This window comes from Marinobacter sp. F3R08, assembly GCF_018860425.1.
Lineage (GTDB): Bacteria > Pseudomonadota > Gammaproteobacteria > Pseudomonadales > Oleiphilaceae > Marinobacter.
Map to the genome: position 1 here is coordinate 875,245 of NZ_JAHKPI010000014.1, position 15,431 is coordinate 890,675.

Here is a 15,431-nt window from a genome sequence, read left to right on the forward strand (position 1 = left end):
GGCAGACGTATTGATATAAACCTAAAATCAAACGATAATCGTTCGCATTACAAAATGGATCGTTTGGTGGGTTTATGTATTCCCGAAAATCACACGTATCGTTGTGCTGTGGATCTGTGATCGTTCTGGTTTCCTCGGCGGCGCTCGCTGACAGCGGAACCGCAGGTTACCTGGATGAGCTGGTTGTCACCGGAACCCGCACCGAGCGTCAGTTGCTGGACACTCCGGTCCGAACCGAAGTGGTTACCGCCGACGAGCTCGAAAAAACCCATGCTCGCAGTCTGAAGGAGGCTCTGGAAAATGTACCGGGGCTGCAACTCCGGGAAATCCATGGCAAGCCCGGTCATGAGGTCTGGCTCCAGGGAATTGAATCTGACCGGGTGCTGGTCCTGATCGACGGTATGCCGATGACTGCCACCACTGGTTCGACAGTGGATGTCAGCCAGTTGAGCGTGCTGGATATCGAGCGGGTGGAAGTGGTCAAGGGAGCGGTCTCTACCCAGTACGGCAGCTCCGGCATTGGCGGGGTGGTCAACGTCATTACCCGTCAGCCGGCTTCGGGGCTCTCCGGCCAGTTCACCTCCGATGTCGGCAGCTATGGTGACCAGAACCCCTCTGGCGATGAGGCCGATCCCGCGCGATACAACGCGCGAGCCACCATCCAGGGAGGGAGTGAAAAGCTGGCACTGCGGTTGTCCGCTTCACATCAGCACTCAGATGGCATTGATCCGGAGCCGGAGACCTGGGCCCGGCCGGCTGACGAATATGATCGCACGGATCTCAGTTTCCGCAGCGACTGGTCTCCTGACGATAATCATCGGATAAGCGCCGCGATCGCCCGCTTTGAGGAAGCGTCTGGCTCACGGTTTACTGAAAGTAATCCGCCTTTTGTGATCAATCAGGGTAAAGATGAAACGGTTACCCGTACCCGCTACTTCCTGTCGGGCGATCATGGCCGTCATTCTGATCTGCGTGCCGGCTGGTCGGCCGTTCATGAGGTGTTGAATGACGATACGCTGAAATACACGAGCAATGGGGTCTTTGACGACCGCCGTGCGGAATCCACCCTTTCCAGGCTCTCTGCCCATCTGGGCTCGCCGGCAGGGCTTAGCCACCATTTGCAGGGTGGAGTCGATTTCAACCGGGAAACGCTTGAGCAAACCAAGGACGGCGCTTCCGAGCTGGGCTCTGAAGCCCGCCGACAGCGTGAAAGTCAGGAAATGTGGGTACAGGACACCTGGATGCCCACCAGGAAACTGGAATTGGTGCCAGGAGTCCGGTTCCAGAGTGACTCTGATTTCGGGTTCTATACGGCACCGAAGATCAATGGGCGCTACGACCTGATTCAGACCGACACCCTGGCCGCCTTCGTCCGTGGAGGTATAGGCGCAGGATACCGCGTGCCAAACCTCAAGGAACGGCACTTTACCTTTGATCATAGCGAGCTTGGTTACGTCGTGCAGGGGACTCCGGATCTGGAGCCGGAGGAATCCGTCAGCTACCAGTTTGGTGGAGGATTGTCCTGGAACCGGTCTGTCTGGTTGGAAGCTAACGCTTTCTATAACGATATAAAGCAGCTGATTCAGACCTCACCTGATGCTGAGGCCACCCAGGCGCGAAACGACGGTGTTCAGGTCTATGCCTACGAAAATCTCGCCGAGGCTCGAACCTGGGGGCTTGAGACCACCGCGGGTTGGGAGCCTTCGGAGCATTGGCGGCTCACCGCCGGCTACACCCACACCCGAACCGAGAATGTCGAAACCGGCTATGAGCTCAATCGCCGCCCAAGGCATCAGGCACGTCTTGGGCTGGATGGTCCGCTGTGGCTGGCAGGCTTGTCCTGGAACGTGCGACTTCGCTACCAAAGTGACGAGTTTGTGGATTCGGAAGTCGGATCCCGGTCCCCCGGGTATGCCACGGCTGATCTGACCATGAATTACCAATTCTCTGATCAACTTCGGTTGTTCGCTGGTGCTGAAAACCTCACCAATGAACAGCGTGATTTTTCCAATGCCAGTGAAGATTTCAGACCGGTTGCCGGGCGTTTCCTTTACGCAGGGCTGACGGTTTCCTTTGGCGAATAACGCCTGATTTCAAAAAAAACGGGAAGGAGATATCCATGGACCATTTTGATACAAGGCCGCCGGCCATTTTGCTGGCGGCACTGGCCCTGACGGCCTGTGGCGGTGGCAGTGACAATACCATTGCAGAGGATGAGGCGAATACTGGCGGCAATTTTTCCGAGCAGTTGATGCCTGCGGCAACGGAGACCGTTTACCTGAATCTGGAGACCGGAGCGATGGTGGAAGAGGGCGGAGACTGGCACATTGCTGCCAACCGTCTGAACTTTCAGGTAAATAGCGGTGCTTCCGGCAGCGGCAGTGTTGGCGGAGCCCTTGCCGTAGCCCCGGATGATTTCTATGACGAGAATGGTAACCCCGACGTCAATGTGTTCACCAACGCGACCGCAAACTCCGAGCAGGAACACCTGTTGGGTATTTTCGGGGAACCTGAGAGCTGGCAGGAAGACGACTTCGCCAGCGGCTTTGGATCGTCAGATACCTGGTCTCAATACGATTTCGCCACGGGCGTGATCAGCGCGGCAGAAGACGTGGGTTATCTGGTCCGGTCTGCCGAAGGCAACAGTTTTGCCCGAATGCGGGTTGTCGACTTCAATTTTCCGACCCGCACAGGACAGGGCATTGAAAGTTTCACGTTCGAATTTGAGGTGCAGGCCGCTGGCGCGTCAACATTTAGTGACACACCGATCTCTTTCACGCCCCCGGCAGGCTACAACGGCGACGACGCCTGTTTCGATTTTGACTCGGCTTCTGTTGTCGATTGCTCCACCAGCGAGGTATGGGATGTCCAGGTAGGCTTCTCTGATCGCGACTGGTATCTCAAGTCCAATAGCGGAGTGTCCGGGAACGGCAGTGGTGGCGTCTCTGATCCGATGACCTGGGCTGACCTTGCTGCCAATGACAGCGATCCGGGTGTTCCTCAGCTTTACAGCACGGATTCAACCGGCGGGGTATTCACGGATAACACCTGGTATGCCTACAACCTGCTGGAACAGCACAAGATCTGGCCCGATTTCCGAACCTTCCTGATCAAGGCTGACGTCGATGATCCGGAGTCTCAGGTCTGGGCACTGCAGATCATTGGTTACTACGACCAGAATGGAAATAGCGGTCAGCCCACGGTGCGCTGGCTGCCCGTTGAACTCCAGCAGGTGGAGGAGTAAACCATGGAAAAGACAGCAATTGCCCCGGTGAAGGAACCCCGTTCGCTCTCAATGCGCTGGGAAGCTCTGCGGGAAGCAGAGCCAACGATGAGGATCCGTCAGATGGCCGACCAGCTGGGCGTGAGCGAGATGGAGCTTGTGCGGCTGCGCGATGGCGATGCGCTGACTCCGCTCAAGGACAGCTTCAGTGATCTGCTCAAGGCTCTTGAGAAGGTGGGGCCGGTGATGATCCTGACTCGCAACAATGAAGTGGTTCATGAAGTTACCGGCACCTTCAAGGAGTTCACCAGCGGACGATCGGGCGCCATGGGGCTGGCAGTTGGTGAGATCGATATCCGGGTCTTTTTTAAACACTGGGATTTCGGCTACCGGGTGCGGGAGCAAGTTCGTTCCGGATTAAGGGAAAGTCTGCAGTTTTTCGACCAGTATGGCGCTGCGGTCCACAAAATCTATCGTGTTGCTGATACCGATGGGGATGCATGGCAACGCCTTGTCAGCGAGTATGAAAGCGAACAACGGAAGCCGTTCGAATCCCGGGGCAAACGACCGGCTCCACAGCGGGTTGATCCGGAAACGGTCGACACAGAGGTTCTTCGCGAGGGTTGGCGGGAGCTGAAGGATGTCCATCATTTCGGTGCACTTCTGAAGCGTGCTGGCGCCGACCGGCTGACCGCGCTGGAGCTGTTGAGAGGCGAGTGGGCTACCGAGTTGGTGCGCACTGAAGACGATGTGCTCGACCGGCTACTGGAACTGCTTCGAGACAATCAATGCCCGGCTATGTTCTTCGTCGGCAACCCTGGCATTGTGCAGATATTCACGGGCAAGGTGGAGAATTTGCGGCGCACCGGTGCCTGGATGAATGTTCTGGATCCGGGGTTCAACCTGCACGCCAATACCGAGTCAATCCGCCGCTGGTGGCTTGTCCGTCGGCCCTCTGCAGATGGCATCATTACCTCTGTGGAAGCGTTTAACGCCGAAGGGGAGCTTGTGCTGACAGTGTTCGGTGAGCGCAAACCGGGCATACCGGAATCCGAACTCTGGCGGGAGCAGGCTGCGACACTGGAGGCGTTGTCATGAGATTCCGGGTGTTTGCCGCGTTCCTGCTGGTGACGGTGCTCTTTCCTGTCGCCCAGGCGGGAGAGCCTCCGCGGGTTGTGACGGCCGACGGTGCCATTACGGAGATCGTTTACCGTCTGGGGCTGGAATCGTTGTTGGTGGGTGTAGATACCACCAGCGGTTATCCGGAACAGACTGAGTCTTTGCCCAAGGTCGGTTATCTGCGGGCGCTACCTTTTGAAGGCGTGCTGGCGCTGAAGCCGGATCTGCTGATCACCTCCGAGCAGGCCGCCCCGGAAGACAGTCTTGAGCGTTTGGGCCGGGCCGGTGTTCAGGTTGAGAAACTGCCTCTGGCCCGCTCACCGGAGGCCGTGCTGGAACGGATTGTGTCTGTGGGCAGATTGCTGGGTGAGGAGGACAGGGCAGAGAGCCTGGCCTCCGAGCTCCGTTCGAAGATCAAACACATTCAACAGGCATCACTGGCTAGAGGCAATCAGCCGAAGGTATTGTTCATACTTGCTGCGGGCAATCATTCGGTGATGCTGGCAGGTGAAGGAACCGCGGCTTCCGCACTGCTGGATACAGTGGGAGCGGTCAATGCTGTGTCCGGGATCCAGGGCTACAAGCCGGCCAATCGCGAGGCCATTCTGGCTTCCCGACCGGATGCCATTGTTATTGCAGAATCTACGCCGGGCCAGTTTGATATCCGGTCGTGGTCTGAGGTGGAGCGGCTTGAGGCCTGGCAGAGCGGGCACCGGTTGGTGGCAGACAGCATGATGTTGCTGGGGTTCGGTCCGCGTCTGCCGGACGCAATGGCGGCGGTGAACGACGTGTTATCTGCGCCATCGAATGTGGCAGCCAATGATCCGTGATGCCGCAGGCCGCATCGGTTATTCACCGTCATTGTTGGTTGCCTTGTCGGCCGCCGTCCTTGTGGCACTGGTATCCATCACCAGTGGTGCCTACCCTCTGGCGCTTGCCGATATCCTGAGCGTGTTCACCGGTCAGGAGGCGACCGACCCGGTCGCCTCCATGGTGCTGCTGGAAGTGCGGATGCCGAGATTTTTGCTGGGCTTTCTGGTTGGGGCGGTGCTGGCAGTCTCGGGCGCACTGCTGCAGGGGCTGTTCCGCAACCCTCTGGCCGATCCGGGGCTGATCGGGGTTTCCGCCGGTGCCTCCCTGGCGGCCATTGCTGTAATCGTGCTGGGCAATACCTGGCTTGGCGGATGGTTGGCAATGACCGGAGAATGGGCGTTGCCCATTGCAGCCTTTCTCGGTGGCAGTGGAACGGTGTTACTGGCCTGGCGTATTGCCAACCGGTCCGGGCAGACGGCCGTAGCGACCCTGTTGCTTGCCGGTATCGCGATCAATGCCGTGGCTGGTGCGGCAACAGGATTGTTGACCTTCTACGCTACCGATGAAGAGCTGCGCTCGCTGACTTTCTGGACCATGGGCAGCCTGGGCCATGCAGGCTGGGATGATCTGCTGGTGGGAGCTCCGTTCATGCTGCTGGCGCTGCTGGCAACCCCCTGGCTGGCCCGTCCGCTGGATGCGTTTCTGCTGGGCGAATCGGTTGTCGGTCACCTGGGATATCGCACAGATACCATCAAAAAGGCCGCTATTCTGGTGGTTGGCCTGGGGGTGGGAGCTGCCGTTGCGGTCAGTGGGTTGATCGGGTTCGTCGGTCTGGTCGTGCCTCATCTGGTCCGCCAGATGGTTGGCGCCAGCCACCGGATGGTGCTACCGCTCAGTATCCTGGTGGGAGGAACACTTCTGGTGGCTGCGGATTCCCTGGCAAGGGTGGTGGTCGCGCCGGCAGAGCTGCCTATTGGCCTGATGATGGCATTGATCGGAGGGCCTTTTTTCCTGGCACTTCTGTTGAGGACAAAGGTGATCTGATGGTTCTTTGTGTTAAAAACCTCAGCGTATCCATTGAACGCTCCAGGATTGTTCATGGCATTGATTGCCACCTGCACGAAGGAGAACTCCTGATGCTCCTGGGCCCGAACGGTGCGGGTAAATCGACGTTACTCAGGGCCATCAGCGGCGACCTCGCTTATGGCGGCAGCGTTAGCCTCTCGGGGCGGGAGCTTGGAGAGTGGCGCCCCGAACACCTGGCCCGTCAGCGTGCGGTAATGCCCCAGCGGGTAGAGGTGAATTTTCCGCTGACGGTCGAGGAGGTCGTACAATTGGGGCGGTCAGAATTGAGAGCCGGCATGAACGATCCGGTGGTTGATCGGTTGATGGATGATCTGGATATTGCTCACCTCAGGCATCGCTTGGTTCCCGGTCTGTCCGGTGGTGAGCAGCAGCGGTTGCAGCTGGCACGGGTTCTGGCTCAGATCATGGACAGTCCGGGCGAGCGACTTTTGCTTCTGGACGAGTGCACATCCGCCCTGGATCCGGCACATCAGCAAATGGTTCTGGACCTGGTTCGCCGTCTGGCCAAAGAGGAAGGCGTGGCAGTGCTGGCGGTTATGCACGATCTCAATCTGGCGGCCCAATTTGCCGATCGCCTGATGTTGATGAAGGCAGGTTATCGTGTCCACTCCGGATCAGCATGGGACGTGCTTACGCCGGACCTGCTGGAAACCGTCTACGGTTTTTCGGCGAGGGTGGTCGAGCTGGAGGAAGGTTACCCCATGGTGGTGCCGCGGCGCGGTGCACCTGTGAGGGCTCAGCTGGCGCCCTTGAATCCCAGTTGCCGCCAGGCTTCGTAGACGACCAGAGCCGCTGTGTTGGAGAGATTGAGGCTCCGGCTTTCCGGCTGCATTGGAACCCTCAGGCGGTGTCCGGGCAGCAAGCCCTCACGAATACCGGCAGGCAAGCCACGGGTTTCAGGCCCGAACATCAGGTAGTCGCCATCCTGATAGCTGACTTCATGGTAGTGGATGCTGCCCTTGGTGGTCAGCCCGAACAGGCGTTCGGGCTGCTCGCTGGAGAGGAAGTCCTGGTAGTTCTTGTGGACCTTGACCGTGGCGTACTCGCTGTAATCCAGTCCGGCCCGCCGCATCTGTTTGTCCTCCAGGCTAAAGCCCAGCGGTTCGATCAGATGCAGCCGGCAGCCGGTGTTGGCGCACAGCCGGATGATATTGCCGGTGTTCGGCGGTATCTCCGGCTCGTAAAGCACCACGTTGAGCATGGATCTTAGCGCTCAACCGCAAGAGCAACGCCCATGCCGCCGCCGATACACAGGGTGGCGAGGCCCTTGTGGGCGTCGCGGCGAACCATTTCATGCAGCAGTGAGACCAGGATTCGGCAACCGGATGCGCCGATGGGGTGGCCCAGGGCAATGGCGCCGCCGTTCACGTTCACTTTGCTGGTATCCCAGCCCATATCACGGTTCACAGAAATGGCCTGGGCCGCAAACGCCTCATTGGCTTCCACCAGATCAAGATCGTCAGCGTTCCAGCCGGCGAGTTTCAGGCAGCGCTGACTGGCGGGAATCGGGCCGGTACCCATGATGCCTGGATCCACGCCGGCATTCGCATGGGCCTTGATAGTGGCCAGGGGAGTGAGCCCCAGTTCTTTGGCTTTCTCAGCACTGCAGACCATCACGGCAGCGGCGCCGTCGTTCAGTGACGAAGCATTGCCGGCAGTGACCGTGCCATCTTTCTTGAAGGCCGGACGCAATTTGCCCAGTCCCTCGGCAGTCACGCCATCGCGGGGGCCTTCGTCTCGGTCAACCACGATCGGGTCGCCTTTGCGCTGGGGGATGGAGACCGGAACGATCTGGTCATCAAAACGGCCGGCTTCGCGGGCAGCGTTGGCTTTCTGCTGTGAAGCTGCGGCAAAGCTGTCCTGTTCTTCCCGGCTGATGCCGTACTTTTCGACGATGTTTTCGGCGGTAATGCCCATGTGGTAATCGTTGAACGCATCCCACAGACCATCGGTGATCATGGTATCGATCATGGACCAGTTACCCATGCGCTGACCGTTCCTGCTGTTAGGTAGTACATGAGGGGACTGACTCATGCTTTCCTGACCGCCGGCAATCATCATCTCGGCGTCGCCGCAGCGAATGGCCTGTACCGCCATGTGAACGGCTTTCAGGCCGGAGCCGCAGACTTTGTTGATGGTCATGGCCGGCACTGACGCCGGAATACCGGCATGGATGGCAGACTGGCGGGCAGGGTTCTGGCCACAGCCTGCGGTGAGAACCTGGCCCAGTACCACTTCGTTGATCTGGTCGCCGGCGACACCGGTCTCTTCCAGAAGTGCTTTGATAACGGCGGTTCCCAACTGCACTGCGCTCAGGCTGGAGAGACCTCCACCAAAGTTTCCGATAGCAGTACGACGGGCGGCAACAATAACGACATCACGCATGGGAATTCTCCGGATCAGGGGCTCGTGCAGGACCTTGGTCCTGCACGTTCGCGATTGAAAACTGACGGCATTGTATCCGGAAAGCGCTCCCTGACCAAAATGGTCAGGCTCGCATGTCCCCGGACAAGGCTACATGTTCAGGCTTCGGCCTCCGTCGACGGCGACAATCTGGCCGGTGATGAATGGTGCATCACAGATCAGAAAGACGATGGCACCGGCAATATCATCCGGATTACCCGTGCGGGCCAGCGGGGTTTTATCGAGAATGGCCTGTTGTTGGGGAGTATCCATGTCGCCGTTGCCCTCGGGCCAGAGAATCGCCCCGGGCGAAACGCCATTTACACGCACATCGGGTGCAAGATCTTTGGCCCATGAGCGTGTCAGGGCGGCCAGGCCGGCCTTGCTGGCACAGTAGAGCGGGTGGTCAGCGACAGGCTTTTCACTGTAGATGTCGATCAGGTTTACCACGCTGCCGCGGTGTTTGCGTAAAGAGGGCAGGCAGGCCTGGAGCAGGAAGAAGGGCGCCCGTAGATTGGTGTCCAGGATGGTGCTCCAGTCGTCCTCGGTGGCACCCCCGGTCGGGGTGGGATAGAACACTGACGCATTGTTTACCAAGGCGTCCAGCCGATCCCAGTGTGCGGTGGCTTCGCTGGCGAGCCGGGTTATCTCGGATAGCTGGCTCAGGTCCGCCTGAATGGCGCAGGCGGAATCCGGACGCTGTCGGTTCATCTGTTCAATGAGCGCGTTGGCCTGCTGTTCCCGGCTCCGGTAATGAACCAGCAGGTTCCAGCCTTTCTGGTGCAGTGCCCTGGCTGTTCGTGCGCCAAGGCGATGGGCTGCGCCGGTGATCAGGGCGACGGGCGTTGTGGCGGCCATGGTAATTCCTCAGTCGTGGGGGTGGGCGACGGTGTCGTCAATACGTTTGCGACGTTCATCCCGGATTGCGCTGCCCAGTGCCTTGCCGCTGTATCCCTGAGCGATGAGGTCTTTGGGGGCGACTCCGGTTGCCGCCTCCGCCGCCGCCCGGAGCAGGGCGAGCGTCCCTGGCTCGGTAGTGGGGGCGCACCCCAGAACCCTCAGTAGTTGTGAAAAACGCTCCGGCCGGCGCCAGACATCAGCCTGGTCGAGCAGATCCAGCAGGGTTTCGGCTTTCGGGCGTTGCGGGTCGATGTTGCCGACCTGAGGCACGAAAGCGGTTACCAGCTGTGCGAGATTCTGGCAGTCGTTGGGAGCCTTCAACGCTTTGGCCCGTGCCACCGCAGCGGATTCACCCAGTGGTGAGAGCAGGGCAGAAAAGTGCTCCGCGGTAGTGGCGTCGGCCTGTTTGTGGATGCGGCGGAGGGCGTCCATAGCCATAGAGAATGTTCCGGATGGCGCAATTTCCGGAATAAGCACGTCAAGGGCTCCGCAGTCCCGCAAAACGTCAAAAAATGCCTCGGGCACGGTTTCGTGCAGCGCCCGCTGGAGTTCCTGCCAGACCCGCTCGGGAACCAGGTGATCCACTTCACCGGTGTCCACCATGGTTTTCATCAGGGCCATGGTCTGGTCGCATACGTTGAACTCCAACGGGCGAAAGCGCGCTGCGAACCGGGCGGTACGCAGAATTCTCAAGGGGTCCTCTGCAAAAGCGTCAGATACATGGCGAAGTGTGCGATTCTTCAGGTCGCTCAGACCATGGAACGGGTCTACCAGTTGACCACTTTCGGTTTTTGCCATTGCATTGATGGTCAGGTCGCGTCGCCTCAGATCCTGTTCAAGGGTGACGTCTGGCGCACTATAAACGGTGAAGCCATGGTAGCCCCGTCCCTGTTTTCGCTCGGTGCGGGCAAGGGCATATTCTTCCCGGGTATGGGGATGCAGGAATACCGGAAAGTCGGCGCCCACCTGTTTGAATCCGTTGGCCTGCATTTCTGCGGGGGTTGCACCAACCACTACCCAGTCCCGGTCTTTGACCTCGAGGCCGAGCAAGTCATCACGAACGGCACCACCAACCAGATAGACCTGCATGGAATGTCCTGTTTTTTCGGGAAGTTTGTCTGTGGATTATCCGGTTCCAGGGCAGGACAGGCAAACCTGAGGCGGGCTTGGCCAGCACAAACGTGCAGCGATCATTGCCACACAATAAATACAGAGTCGCTTCTGCGCAGGATCTGTGGGGTAAAGGTCTGTTTTTGATGTATAAACAGAGGCATTTTTTTGCCGCTTGCCGATAGTGAGACGATGCGCCGAGGTGGTGTTAATCGGAATATCAACAGGTTATGAAAGCTGGCGCAATTATTTCATGGAAAATCGGAAATGATGTTTTTCTGGAGACACGCAATGAACCTTCGCTGGATACTCTTGCCTCTGCTGGCAACAACGATTGCTGCCTGCGCACCGTTGGGCAGCTACCAGGGAAATTCGGGCAAACAGTCCCGTCAGGACACGGAACTGGAGCCAATTATCGTGCGCGTCAGTGGTCTGGGAACCTATGAGGACGTTGCGGTTGACCGTTCAAGCACCCGCAAACGCCTGATGGCCCGGCGTGCCTCACAGCTCGATGCCTACCGGAATCTGGTTGAACGGGTGTATGGGACCGTGGTCTACGGCAGTTCCACCGTCAATGACTTTGTCCTGCGCAATGACACGTTCAGAACCTATGTCGACAGTTACATTCGCGGAGCCAAGCTCGTGGCGGTAAACGAACACAGTGACGGAGTGTTCGAGACCGTGATGGAGCTGAAACTTGAACCACGTTTCCGGGCCTGTGTTGCTGAGGTGACCGATAAGCAGGTGCAGGATCTCTGTCCGATTCCCATGCCACAGGAAAATGACAGCGTGGGGGATGTGCAGAGCAAGGGCGTTGATTCCCTGTATTACCTGGAATGAACCACTGGTCGGAATGGTTAAGAGTATCTGGAACTATGACGCATGTTTCGTTACGTATTTTGCTTGGGGCTGCCCTGGTCCTGCTTTTGTCCTCTGGTGCCCACGCCGTCGTACTGGAAGGCGTAGGCCATGCCAATATCTACAATGGTGATCTGGATGCAGCACGGGCGGAAGCCCGCAGAGCCGCGATTCGTGATCTTTCGCTGCAGTACGAAGCCAGGGTAAGTACACACGACACAATGGAAAACGGGGTTATCACCGAGTCCCGGATGGATCTGGCGTCAAGCGCCAGGGCCAGGAACGTGCAGATAATCGATGAGTATCAGACCGGCAACCTGTTGAGGGTGATTGTTCGCGGGAGTATCAGCGAAGGCCGGAGCCAATGCGGAGCCGGAGAGGCTGGCGGACCAAAGAAGCGGGTTGCAGTGACCGGATTCCCGATGCTCTATCCGGAGCAGGCCCGGATCGGGCGTATTGACGATGCCGGCGAGATTTTGCCGCAACAGCTTCAGCAGCGTTTGATGGCGCAGGGCGGGTTACAGGTATTCGGGGCGACAACCTCCAGGATGTTCACTGACCTGCTGAATGCACCTACAGTGCAATACGGCAACAACCGGTTGAGCAATGTTCTGGAGCTGGCCCGTGAAATGGGCGTGCAGTTTGTGGTAACCGGGGTGATCCGGGATCTTGGTGTTGCAGATCCTTCGGCGTGGGGTACGTCTGTACTGGACAGCATGCAGCGGCGAATGGGTCGGTTGGATCAGCGGCGTCGATTTGCTGTTGATCTCATGATTTATGATGGGTTCAGCGGAGCTCCGGTATACCGGGAACGGTTTGCAACCGCTTCGGACTGGGATGCCGGGCCGGGGAGTTCCGTCGGTTTCGGCTCGGCCGTCTTCCAGAAAACCGCCTATGGCCAGTCGGTCGACGGTGTGATCTCGGATATGGCGATGGCCGTGACCGAGGCACTGGCCTGTCAGCCCTTTATTACACGAATTGCGCGGGTGGACGGAAACTCGGTGACGCTGAAATCCGGAGCCATCGACGGGCTTCGGCCGGGCGATGAACTGAAACTCTACCGGAGTAAGCGGTATCTGGACTCGCCTGAAGATTCCCCGGAACTTCAGGATAGTGATGTTTCTGTGACGCTCGATACTGTCCAGCCGCATTTCAGCCGGGGCACGATGCCGCTGCTTGGCGGCATCGTAAACATCCAGAGAGATGATATTGCGATTATCTGGTAACCCGGCCAGGCATCAGTTTGCGCTGCCTGCCACCTCGGCGGCAGCGATATCGCGGATCTTGCCAACCATGGCCCGGAGTCCGTTGCCACGGGTTGGGGAAATGTGACGGAACAGGTCCAGTTGCTCAAACAACTCATCAATGTCCGTGGCAAGCAGGTCTCGAGGCGTCTTGCCGTTCAGGGCGACGAGAATGATGGCAGCCAGCCCACGCACGATCATGGCGTCGGAATCAATCAGCAGATAGAGCCGGCCACTCGTGTCATCGTAGTGGTGTATCACCCAGACCTGGCTCTGGCAGCCATGCACATAGTTCTCTTCCACCCTGGACTCATCCGGGAATGCGGGAAGCTGTTTGCCCAGGTCGATAATAAAGGCGTACCGCTCTTCCCAGTCGTCCAGTAACTCGAAGCCATCCAGAACGTCTTCGAGGGTGGTGTCTTTGCCGAGGGGATTGTTCAGAAAGTCCTGTTCGCTGGCCGTCATTTACAGCATTCCCAGTTCGAGTTTGGCTTCGTCCGTGAGCATGTCGTTGCTCCAGGGAGGATCGAAAGTCAGTTCAACCGTCACCTTGTCCACGTTGGGCACATGCTCCAGCTTGGTTTTTACATCTTCGGTAATCACCGGGCCCATGCCACAGCCGGCGGCCGTCAGAGTCATTTTGACGTAGATGTGGTTGCCGTCGTCGGTACCGTTCTGGATGTCACATTCATAGATCAGGCCCAGATCCACCACGTTAACCGGAATCTCCGGATCGTAGCAGTTGCGCAGGGCTTCCCAGACCTGGTTTTCATTCACTGTGCCGTCTTCAGGGGTCTCGAAGCTGCTTTCCAGGGGTTTCTTGCCAAGCGCATCGGCATCGTGGCCTTCTATCCGGGCGAGATTGCCGTTCACGGCGACCGTGAAGGTACCGCCCAGTGACTGTGTGATGGTCACAAAGGTGTCCGACGGAATCATGATTTCTGTTCCGGAAGGAACAAGGCGGGCTTCCACCTCGCGTTTGGTCAGGACCACTTCCCGTTCTTGCATGCCTGTTCGGGCCTCACTTTTTTAAATCTTTGGTGTCGGATCAGGCGACGGTGAAACTCTCGCCGCATCCGCACTCTGCGGTGGCATTCGGATTGCGGAACTGGAACATGGAGTTCACGCCCTCAGTCACAAAGTCGATCTCAATGCCGTTTACCAGGGGCAGATGCTCGTCTTTGACAAAAACGTCGACACCATCAATGTGGAACACTTTGTCATCGGATGAGGAACTTTCCACCCACTGGGTTTCGTATTTGAAGCCGGAGCAGCCGCTCTTTTTGATGGCCAGCCGGATGCCTTTGGCTTCCGGCTTCTTCTCCAGCTGCTTGCGCACGTGTTTGACCGCGCTGGGCGTCATGGTGACGGCGACGGTTGGCGTGAAGACTTCAGCTGTCATGATTCCACCTCCCTCAGGCAAACAGGCGCTGGACTTTTTGCAAGGCGGTAAACAAAGCGTCTACCTCGTCCAGAGTATTGTAAAACGCGAATGACGCCCGGGCTGTACCGGGAACGCCGTAAAAATCCATCAGTGGCATGGCGCAATGGTGGCCGGTGCGGATGGCGATACCCTGCTGATCCAGCAGGGTGCCTATATCACTGGGGTGCAGACCGGCAATTTTAAAGGACATGACCGGCACTTTCTGTTTTGCAGTGCCAATGATTTTCATGCCCGGGACCGTCTCGACCAGCTGATTTGCCCTTTCCAGAAGGGCTGTTTCGGCCGCTTCCATTGCCTGGCGATCCAGTCCGTTCAGATAATTAATGGCTGCGCCCAGTCCAACCGCTTCGGCAATGGCCGGAGTGCCCGCTTCGAACTTGTAGGGCAGGGTATTCCAGGTAGTGCGCTCAAACGAGACCCGTTCGATCATCTCGCCGCCGCCCTGGTAGGGTGGCAGCTCTTCAAGCAGTTGGGCCTTCCCGTAAAGTACGCCAATGCCCGTCGGACCAAACAGCTTGTGCGAGGAGAACACGTAAAAGTCGCATCCAAGCGCCTGCACATCCGGCTGATAATGGGGCACCGCCTGGGCGCCGTCGACCAGGGTAATGATGCCGCGGGCTTTAGCCTGCTCAATCAGGGCCGCCACCGGATTGACTGTGCCAAGCACGTTGGAAACGTGGGTGATCGCCAGTACCCGGGTTCTGTCATTGAGCAGACTGGTGAAAGACTCCAGGTCCAGCTCACCCTCTGGCGTCACCTGGATCGGAACCACCTTTGCACCGGTACGCTCGGCAATCATTTGCCAGGGCACAATGTTGGCGTGGTGTTCCATGTGGCTGACCAGAATTTCGTCACCGGCCTTCAGTCGAGGGGCCAGGCCATTGGCCACCAGGTTAATGGCTTCGGTAGTACCACGGGTCCAGATGATTTCCCGGGTGCTTTTGGCATTGAGAAACTCCCGGACAGTGTCACGGGCACCTTCGAAGGCGCTCGTAGCCCGGTCTCCGAGTGTATGGGCGCCCCGGTGAACATTGGAGTGCATTTCCCGGTAATACCGATCCATGGCGTTCAGTACCGCCTCGGGCTTCTGCGCTGAGGCACCGTTATCCAGATACACCAGGGGCTTGCCGTTCACCTGTTGCGACAGGATCGGGAAATCTTGGCGAATAGCGTCTACATCAAAGGTGGGACGCCTGGCGGTACTTGCCACGGACAGATCGGTCATAACCGG

General features: G+C 58.3%; 16 protein-coding genes. 8 read left to right on the plus strand and 8 right to left on the minus strand.

Features of this window, described 5'->3' with window-relative positions; all coding sequences use genetic code 11:
• The first annotated feature begins 74 nt into the window (after positions 1-74).
• The 6 genes from KO499_RS07030 to KO499_RS07055 are packed head-to-tail and all read left to right on the plus strand — an operon-like array spanning position 75 to position 7,020.
• A complete protein-coding gene (locus KO499_RS07030) occupies positions 75-2,084 on the plus strand; it encodes a TonB-dependent receptor plug domain-containing protein (RefSeq protein ID WP_215982983.1) in 2,010 nt (669 codons plus the stop codon).
• A 35-nt stretch (positions 2,085-2,119) separates the two neighbouring features.
• Complete coding sequence (locus KO499_RS07035) at positions 2,120-3,244, plus strand: HmuY family protein (RefSeq protein ID WP_215982984.1); 1,125 nt, start codon at positions 2,120-2,122, stop codon at positions 3,242-3,244.
• Between the two features lie 3 nt (positions 3,245-3,247).
• A complete protein-coding gene (locus tag KO499_RS07040) occupies positions 3,248-4,321 on the plus strand; it encodes a hemin-degrading factor (protein ID WP_215982985.1) in 1,074 nt (357 codons plus the stop codon).
• Positions 4,318-5,172 carry a heme/hemin ABC transporter substrate-binding protein gene (locus tag KO499_RS07045; protein ID WP_228339775.1) on the plus strand — a complete coding sequence of 285 codons (855 nt, stop codon included), beginning with the start codon at positions 4,318-4,320 and terminating at the stop codon, positions 5,170-5,172. The genes KO499_RS07040 and KO499_RS07045 overlap by 4 nt, the downstream gene beginning before the upstream one ends.
• Positions 5,162-6,199, plus strand: a complete 1,038-nt coding sequence (locus KO499_RS07050; protein ID WP_215982986.1) for a FecCD family ABC transporter permease — start codon at positions 5,162-5,164, stop codon at positions 6,197-6,199. Before KO499_RS07045 ends, KO499_RS07050 begins: the two co-directional genes overlap by 11 nt.
• Positions 6,199-7,020: a heme ABC transporter ATP-binding protein gene (locus KO499_RS07055; protein WP_215982987.1), complete on the plus strand. Its 822-nt coding sequence runs from the start codon at positions 6,199-6,201 to the stop codon at positions 7,018-7,020. Before KO499_RS07050 ends, KO499_RS07055 begins: the two co-directional genes overlap by 1 nt.
• On the opposite strand, the gene trmL is transcribed toward KO499_RS07055, so the two are convergent.
• The 4 genes from trmL to KO499_RS07075 form a co-directional block, all read right to left on the minus strand.
• Complete coding sequence (trmL, locus tag KO499_RS07060; protein WP_215982988.1) at positions 6,978-7,442, minus strand: tRNA (uridine(34)/cytosine(34)/5-carboxymethylaminomethyluridine(34)-2'-O)-methyltransferase TrmL; 465 nt, start codon at positions 7,440-7,442, stop codon at positions 6,978-6,980. The two genes, KO499_RS07055 and trmL, sit on opposite strands and share 43 nt — an antisense overlap.
• A 5-nt stretch (positions 7,443-7,447) precedes the next feature.
• Positions 7,448-8,626, minus strand: a complete 1,179-nt coding sequence (locus tag KO499_RS07065) for an acetyl-CoA C-acetyltransferase (protein WP_215982989.1) — start codon at positions 8,624-8,626, stop codon at positions 7,448-7,450.
• A 129-nt stretch (positions 8,627-8,755) separates the two neighbouring features.
• The gene (locus KO499_RS07070; RefSeq protein WP_215982990.1) at positions 8,756-9,502 is read right to left on the minus strand and encodes a pteridine reductase; all 747 of its coding nucleotides are present in this window, start codon (positions 9,500-9,502) and stop codon (positions 8,756-8,758) included.
• Between the two features lie 9 nt (positions 9,503-9,511).
• A complete protein-coding gene (locus KO499_RS07075) occupies positions 9,512-10,633 on the minus strand; it encodes a multifunctional CCA tRNA nucleotidyl transferase/2'3'-cyclic phosphodiesterase/2'nucleotidase/phosphatase (protein ID WP_215982991.1) in 1,122 nt (373 codons plus the stop codon).
• 312 nt (positions 10,634-10,945) lie between these two features.
• Here KO499_RS07075 and KO499_RS07080 point away from each other — a divergent pair, with 312 nt between their 5' ends.
• A complete protein-coding gene (locus KO499_RS07080; RefSeq protein ID WP_215982992.1) occupies positions 10,946-11,494 on the plus strand; it encodes an LPP20 family lipoprotein in 549 nt (182 codons plus the stop codon).
• A gap of 35 nt (positions 11,495-11,529) precedes the next feature.
• The gene (locus KO499_RS07085) at positions 11,530-12,738 is read left to right on the plus strand and encodes a flagellar assembly protein T N-terminal domain-containing protein (RefSeq protein ID WP_215982993.1); all 1,209 of its coding nucleotides are present in this window, start codon (positions 11,530-11,532) and stop codon (positions 12,736-12,738) included.
• Positions 12,739-12,750: 12 nt separating this feature from the next.
• Here the strand turns inward: KO499_RS07085 and KO499_RS07090 are convergent, their stop codons facing one another.
• From KO499_RS07090 to KO499_RS07105, 4 genes are read right to left on the minus strand one after another with little or no spacing between them, the layout of a single operon-like run.
• The gene (locus KO499_RS07090) at positions 12,751-13,221 is read right to left on the minus strand and encodes a SufE family protein (RefSeq protein ID WP_215982994.1); all 471 of its coding nucleotides are present in this window, start codon (positions 13,219-13,221) and stop codon (positions 12,751-12,753) included.
• The gene (gene sufT, locus KO499_RS07095; RefSeq protein WP_215982995.1) at positions 13,222-13,764 is read right to left on the minus strand and encodes a putative Fe-S cluster assembly protein SufT; all 543 of its coding nucleotides are present in this window, start codon (positions 13,762-13,764) and stop codon (positions 13,222-13,224) included.
• 40 nt (positions 13,765-13,804) lie between these two features.
• Positions 13,805-14,158, minus strand: coding sequence for a HesB/IscA family protein (locus KO499_RS07100; protein ID WP_215982996.1), 354 nt, complete (start codon positions 14,156-14,158; stop codon positions 13,805-13,807).
• A 13-nt stretch (positions 14,159-14,171) separates the two neighbouring features.
• On the minus strand, positions 14,172-15,425 hold the full coding sequence (locus KO499_RS07105; protein WP_215982997.1) for an aminotransferase class V-fold PLP-dependent enzyme: 1,254 nt from the start codon (positions 15,423-15,425) through the stop codon (positions 14,172-14,174).
• Positions 15,426-15,431 lie beyond the last annotated feature (6 nt).

Coding starts and splice junctions, on each gene's coding strand:
- KO499_RS07030 (WP_215982983.1), top strand. CDS start 75: ATGTATTCCCGAAAATCACACGTATCGTTGTGCTGTGGATCTGTGATC.
- KO499_RS07035 (WP_215982984.1), top strand. CDS start 2,120: ATGGACCATTTTGATACAAGGCCGCCGGCCATTTTGCTGGCGGCACTG.
- KO499_RS07040 (WP_215982985.1), top strand. CDS start 3,248: ATGGAAAAGACAGCAATTGCCCCGGTGAAGGAACCCCGTTCGCTCTCA.
- KO499_RS07045 (WP_228339775.1), top strand. CDS start 4,318: ATGAGATTCCGGGTGTTTGCCGCGTTCCTGCTGGTGACGGTGCTCTTT.
- KO499_RS07050 (WP_215982986.1), top strand. CDS start 5,162: ATGATCCGTGATGCCGCAGGCCGCATCGGTTATTCACCGTCATTGTTG.
- KO499_RS07055 (WP_215982987.1), top strand. CDS start 6,199: ATGGTTCTTTGTGTTAAAAACCTCAGCGTATCCATTGAACGCTCCAGG.
- trmL (WP_215982988.1), bottom strand. CDS start 7,442: ATGCTCAACGTGGTGCTTTACGAGCCGGAGATACCGCCGAACACCGGC.
- KO499_RS07065 (WP_215982989.1), bottom strand. CDS start 8,626: ATGCGTGATGTCGTTATTGTTGCCGCCCGTCGTACTGCTATCGGAAAC.
- KO499_RS07070 (WP_215982990.1), bottom strand. CDS start 9,502: ATGGCCGCCACAACGCCCGTCGCCCTGATCACCGGCGCAGCCCATCGC.
- KO499_RS07075 (WP_215982991.1), bottom strand. CDS start 10,633: ATGCAGGTCTATCTGGTTGGTGGTGCCGTTCGTGATGACTTGCTCGGC.
- KO499_RS07080 (WP_215982992.1), top strand. CDS start 10,946: ATGAACCTTCGCTGGATACTCTTGCCTCTGCTGGCAACAACGATTGCT.
- KO499_RS07085 (WP_215982993.1), top strand. CDS start 11,530: ATGACGCATGTTTCGTTACGTATTTTGCTTGGGGCTGCCCTGGTCCTG.
- KO499_RS07090 (WP_215982994.1), bottom strand. CDS start 13,221: ATGACGGCCAGCGAACAGGACTTTCTGAACAATCCCCTCGGCAAAGAC.
- sufT (WP_215982995.1), bottom strand. CDS start 13,764: ATGCAAGAACGGGAAGTGGTCCTGACCAAACGCGAGGTGGAAGCCCGC.
- KO499_RS07100 (WP_215982996.1), bottom strand. CDS start 14,158: ATGACAGCTGAAGTCTTCACGCCAACCGTCGCCGTCACCATGACGCCC.
- KO499_RS07105 (WP_215982997.1), bottom strand. CDS start 15,425: ATGACCGATCTGTCCGTGGCAAGTACCGCCAGGCGTCCCACCTTTGAT.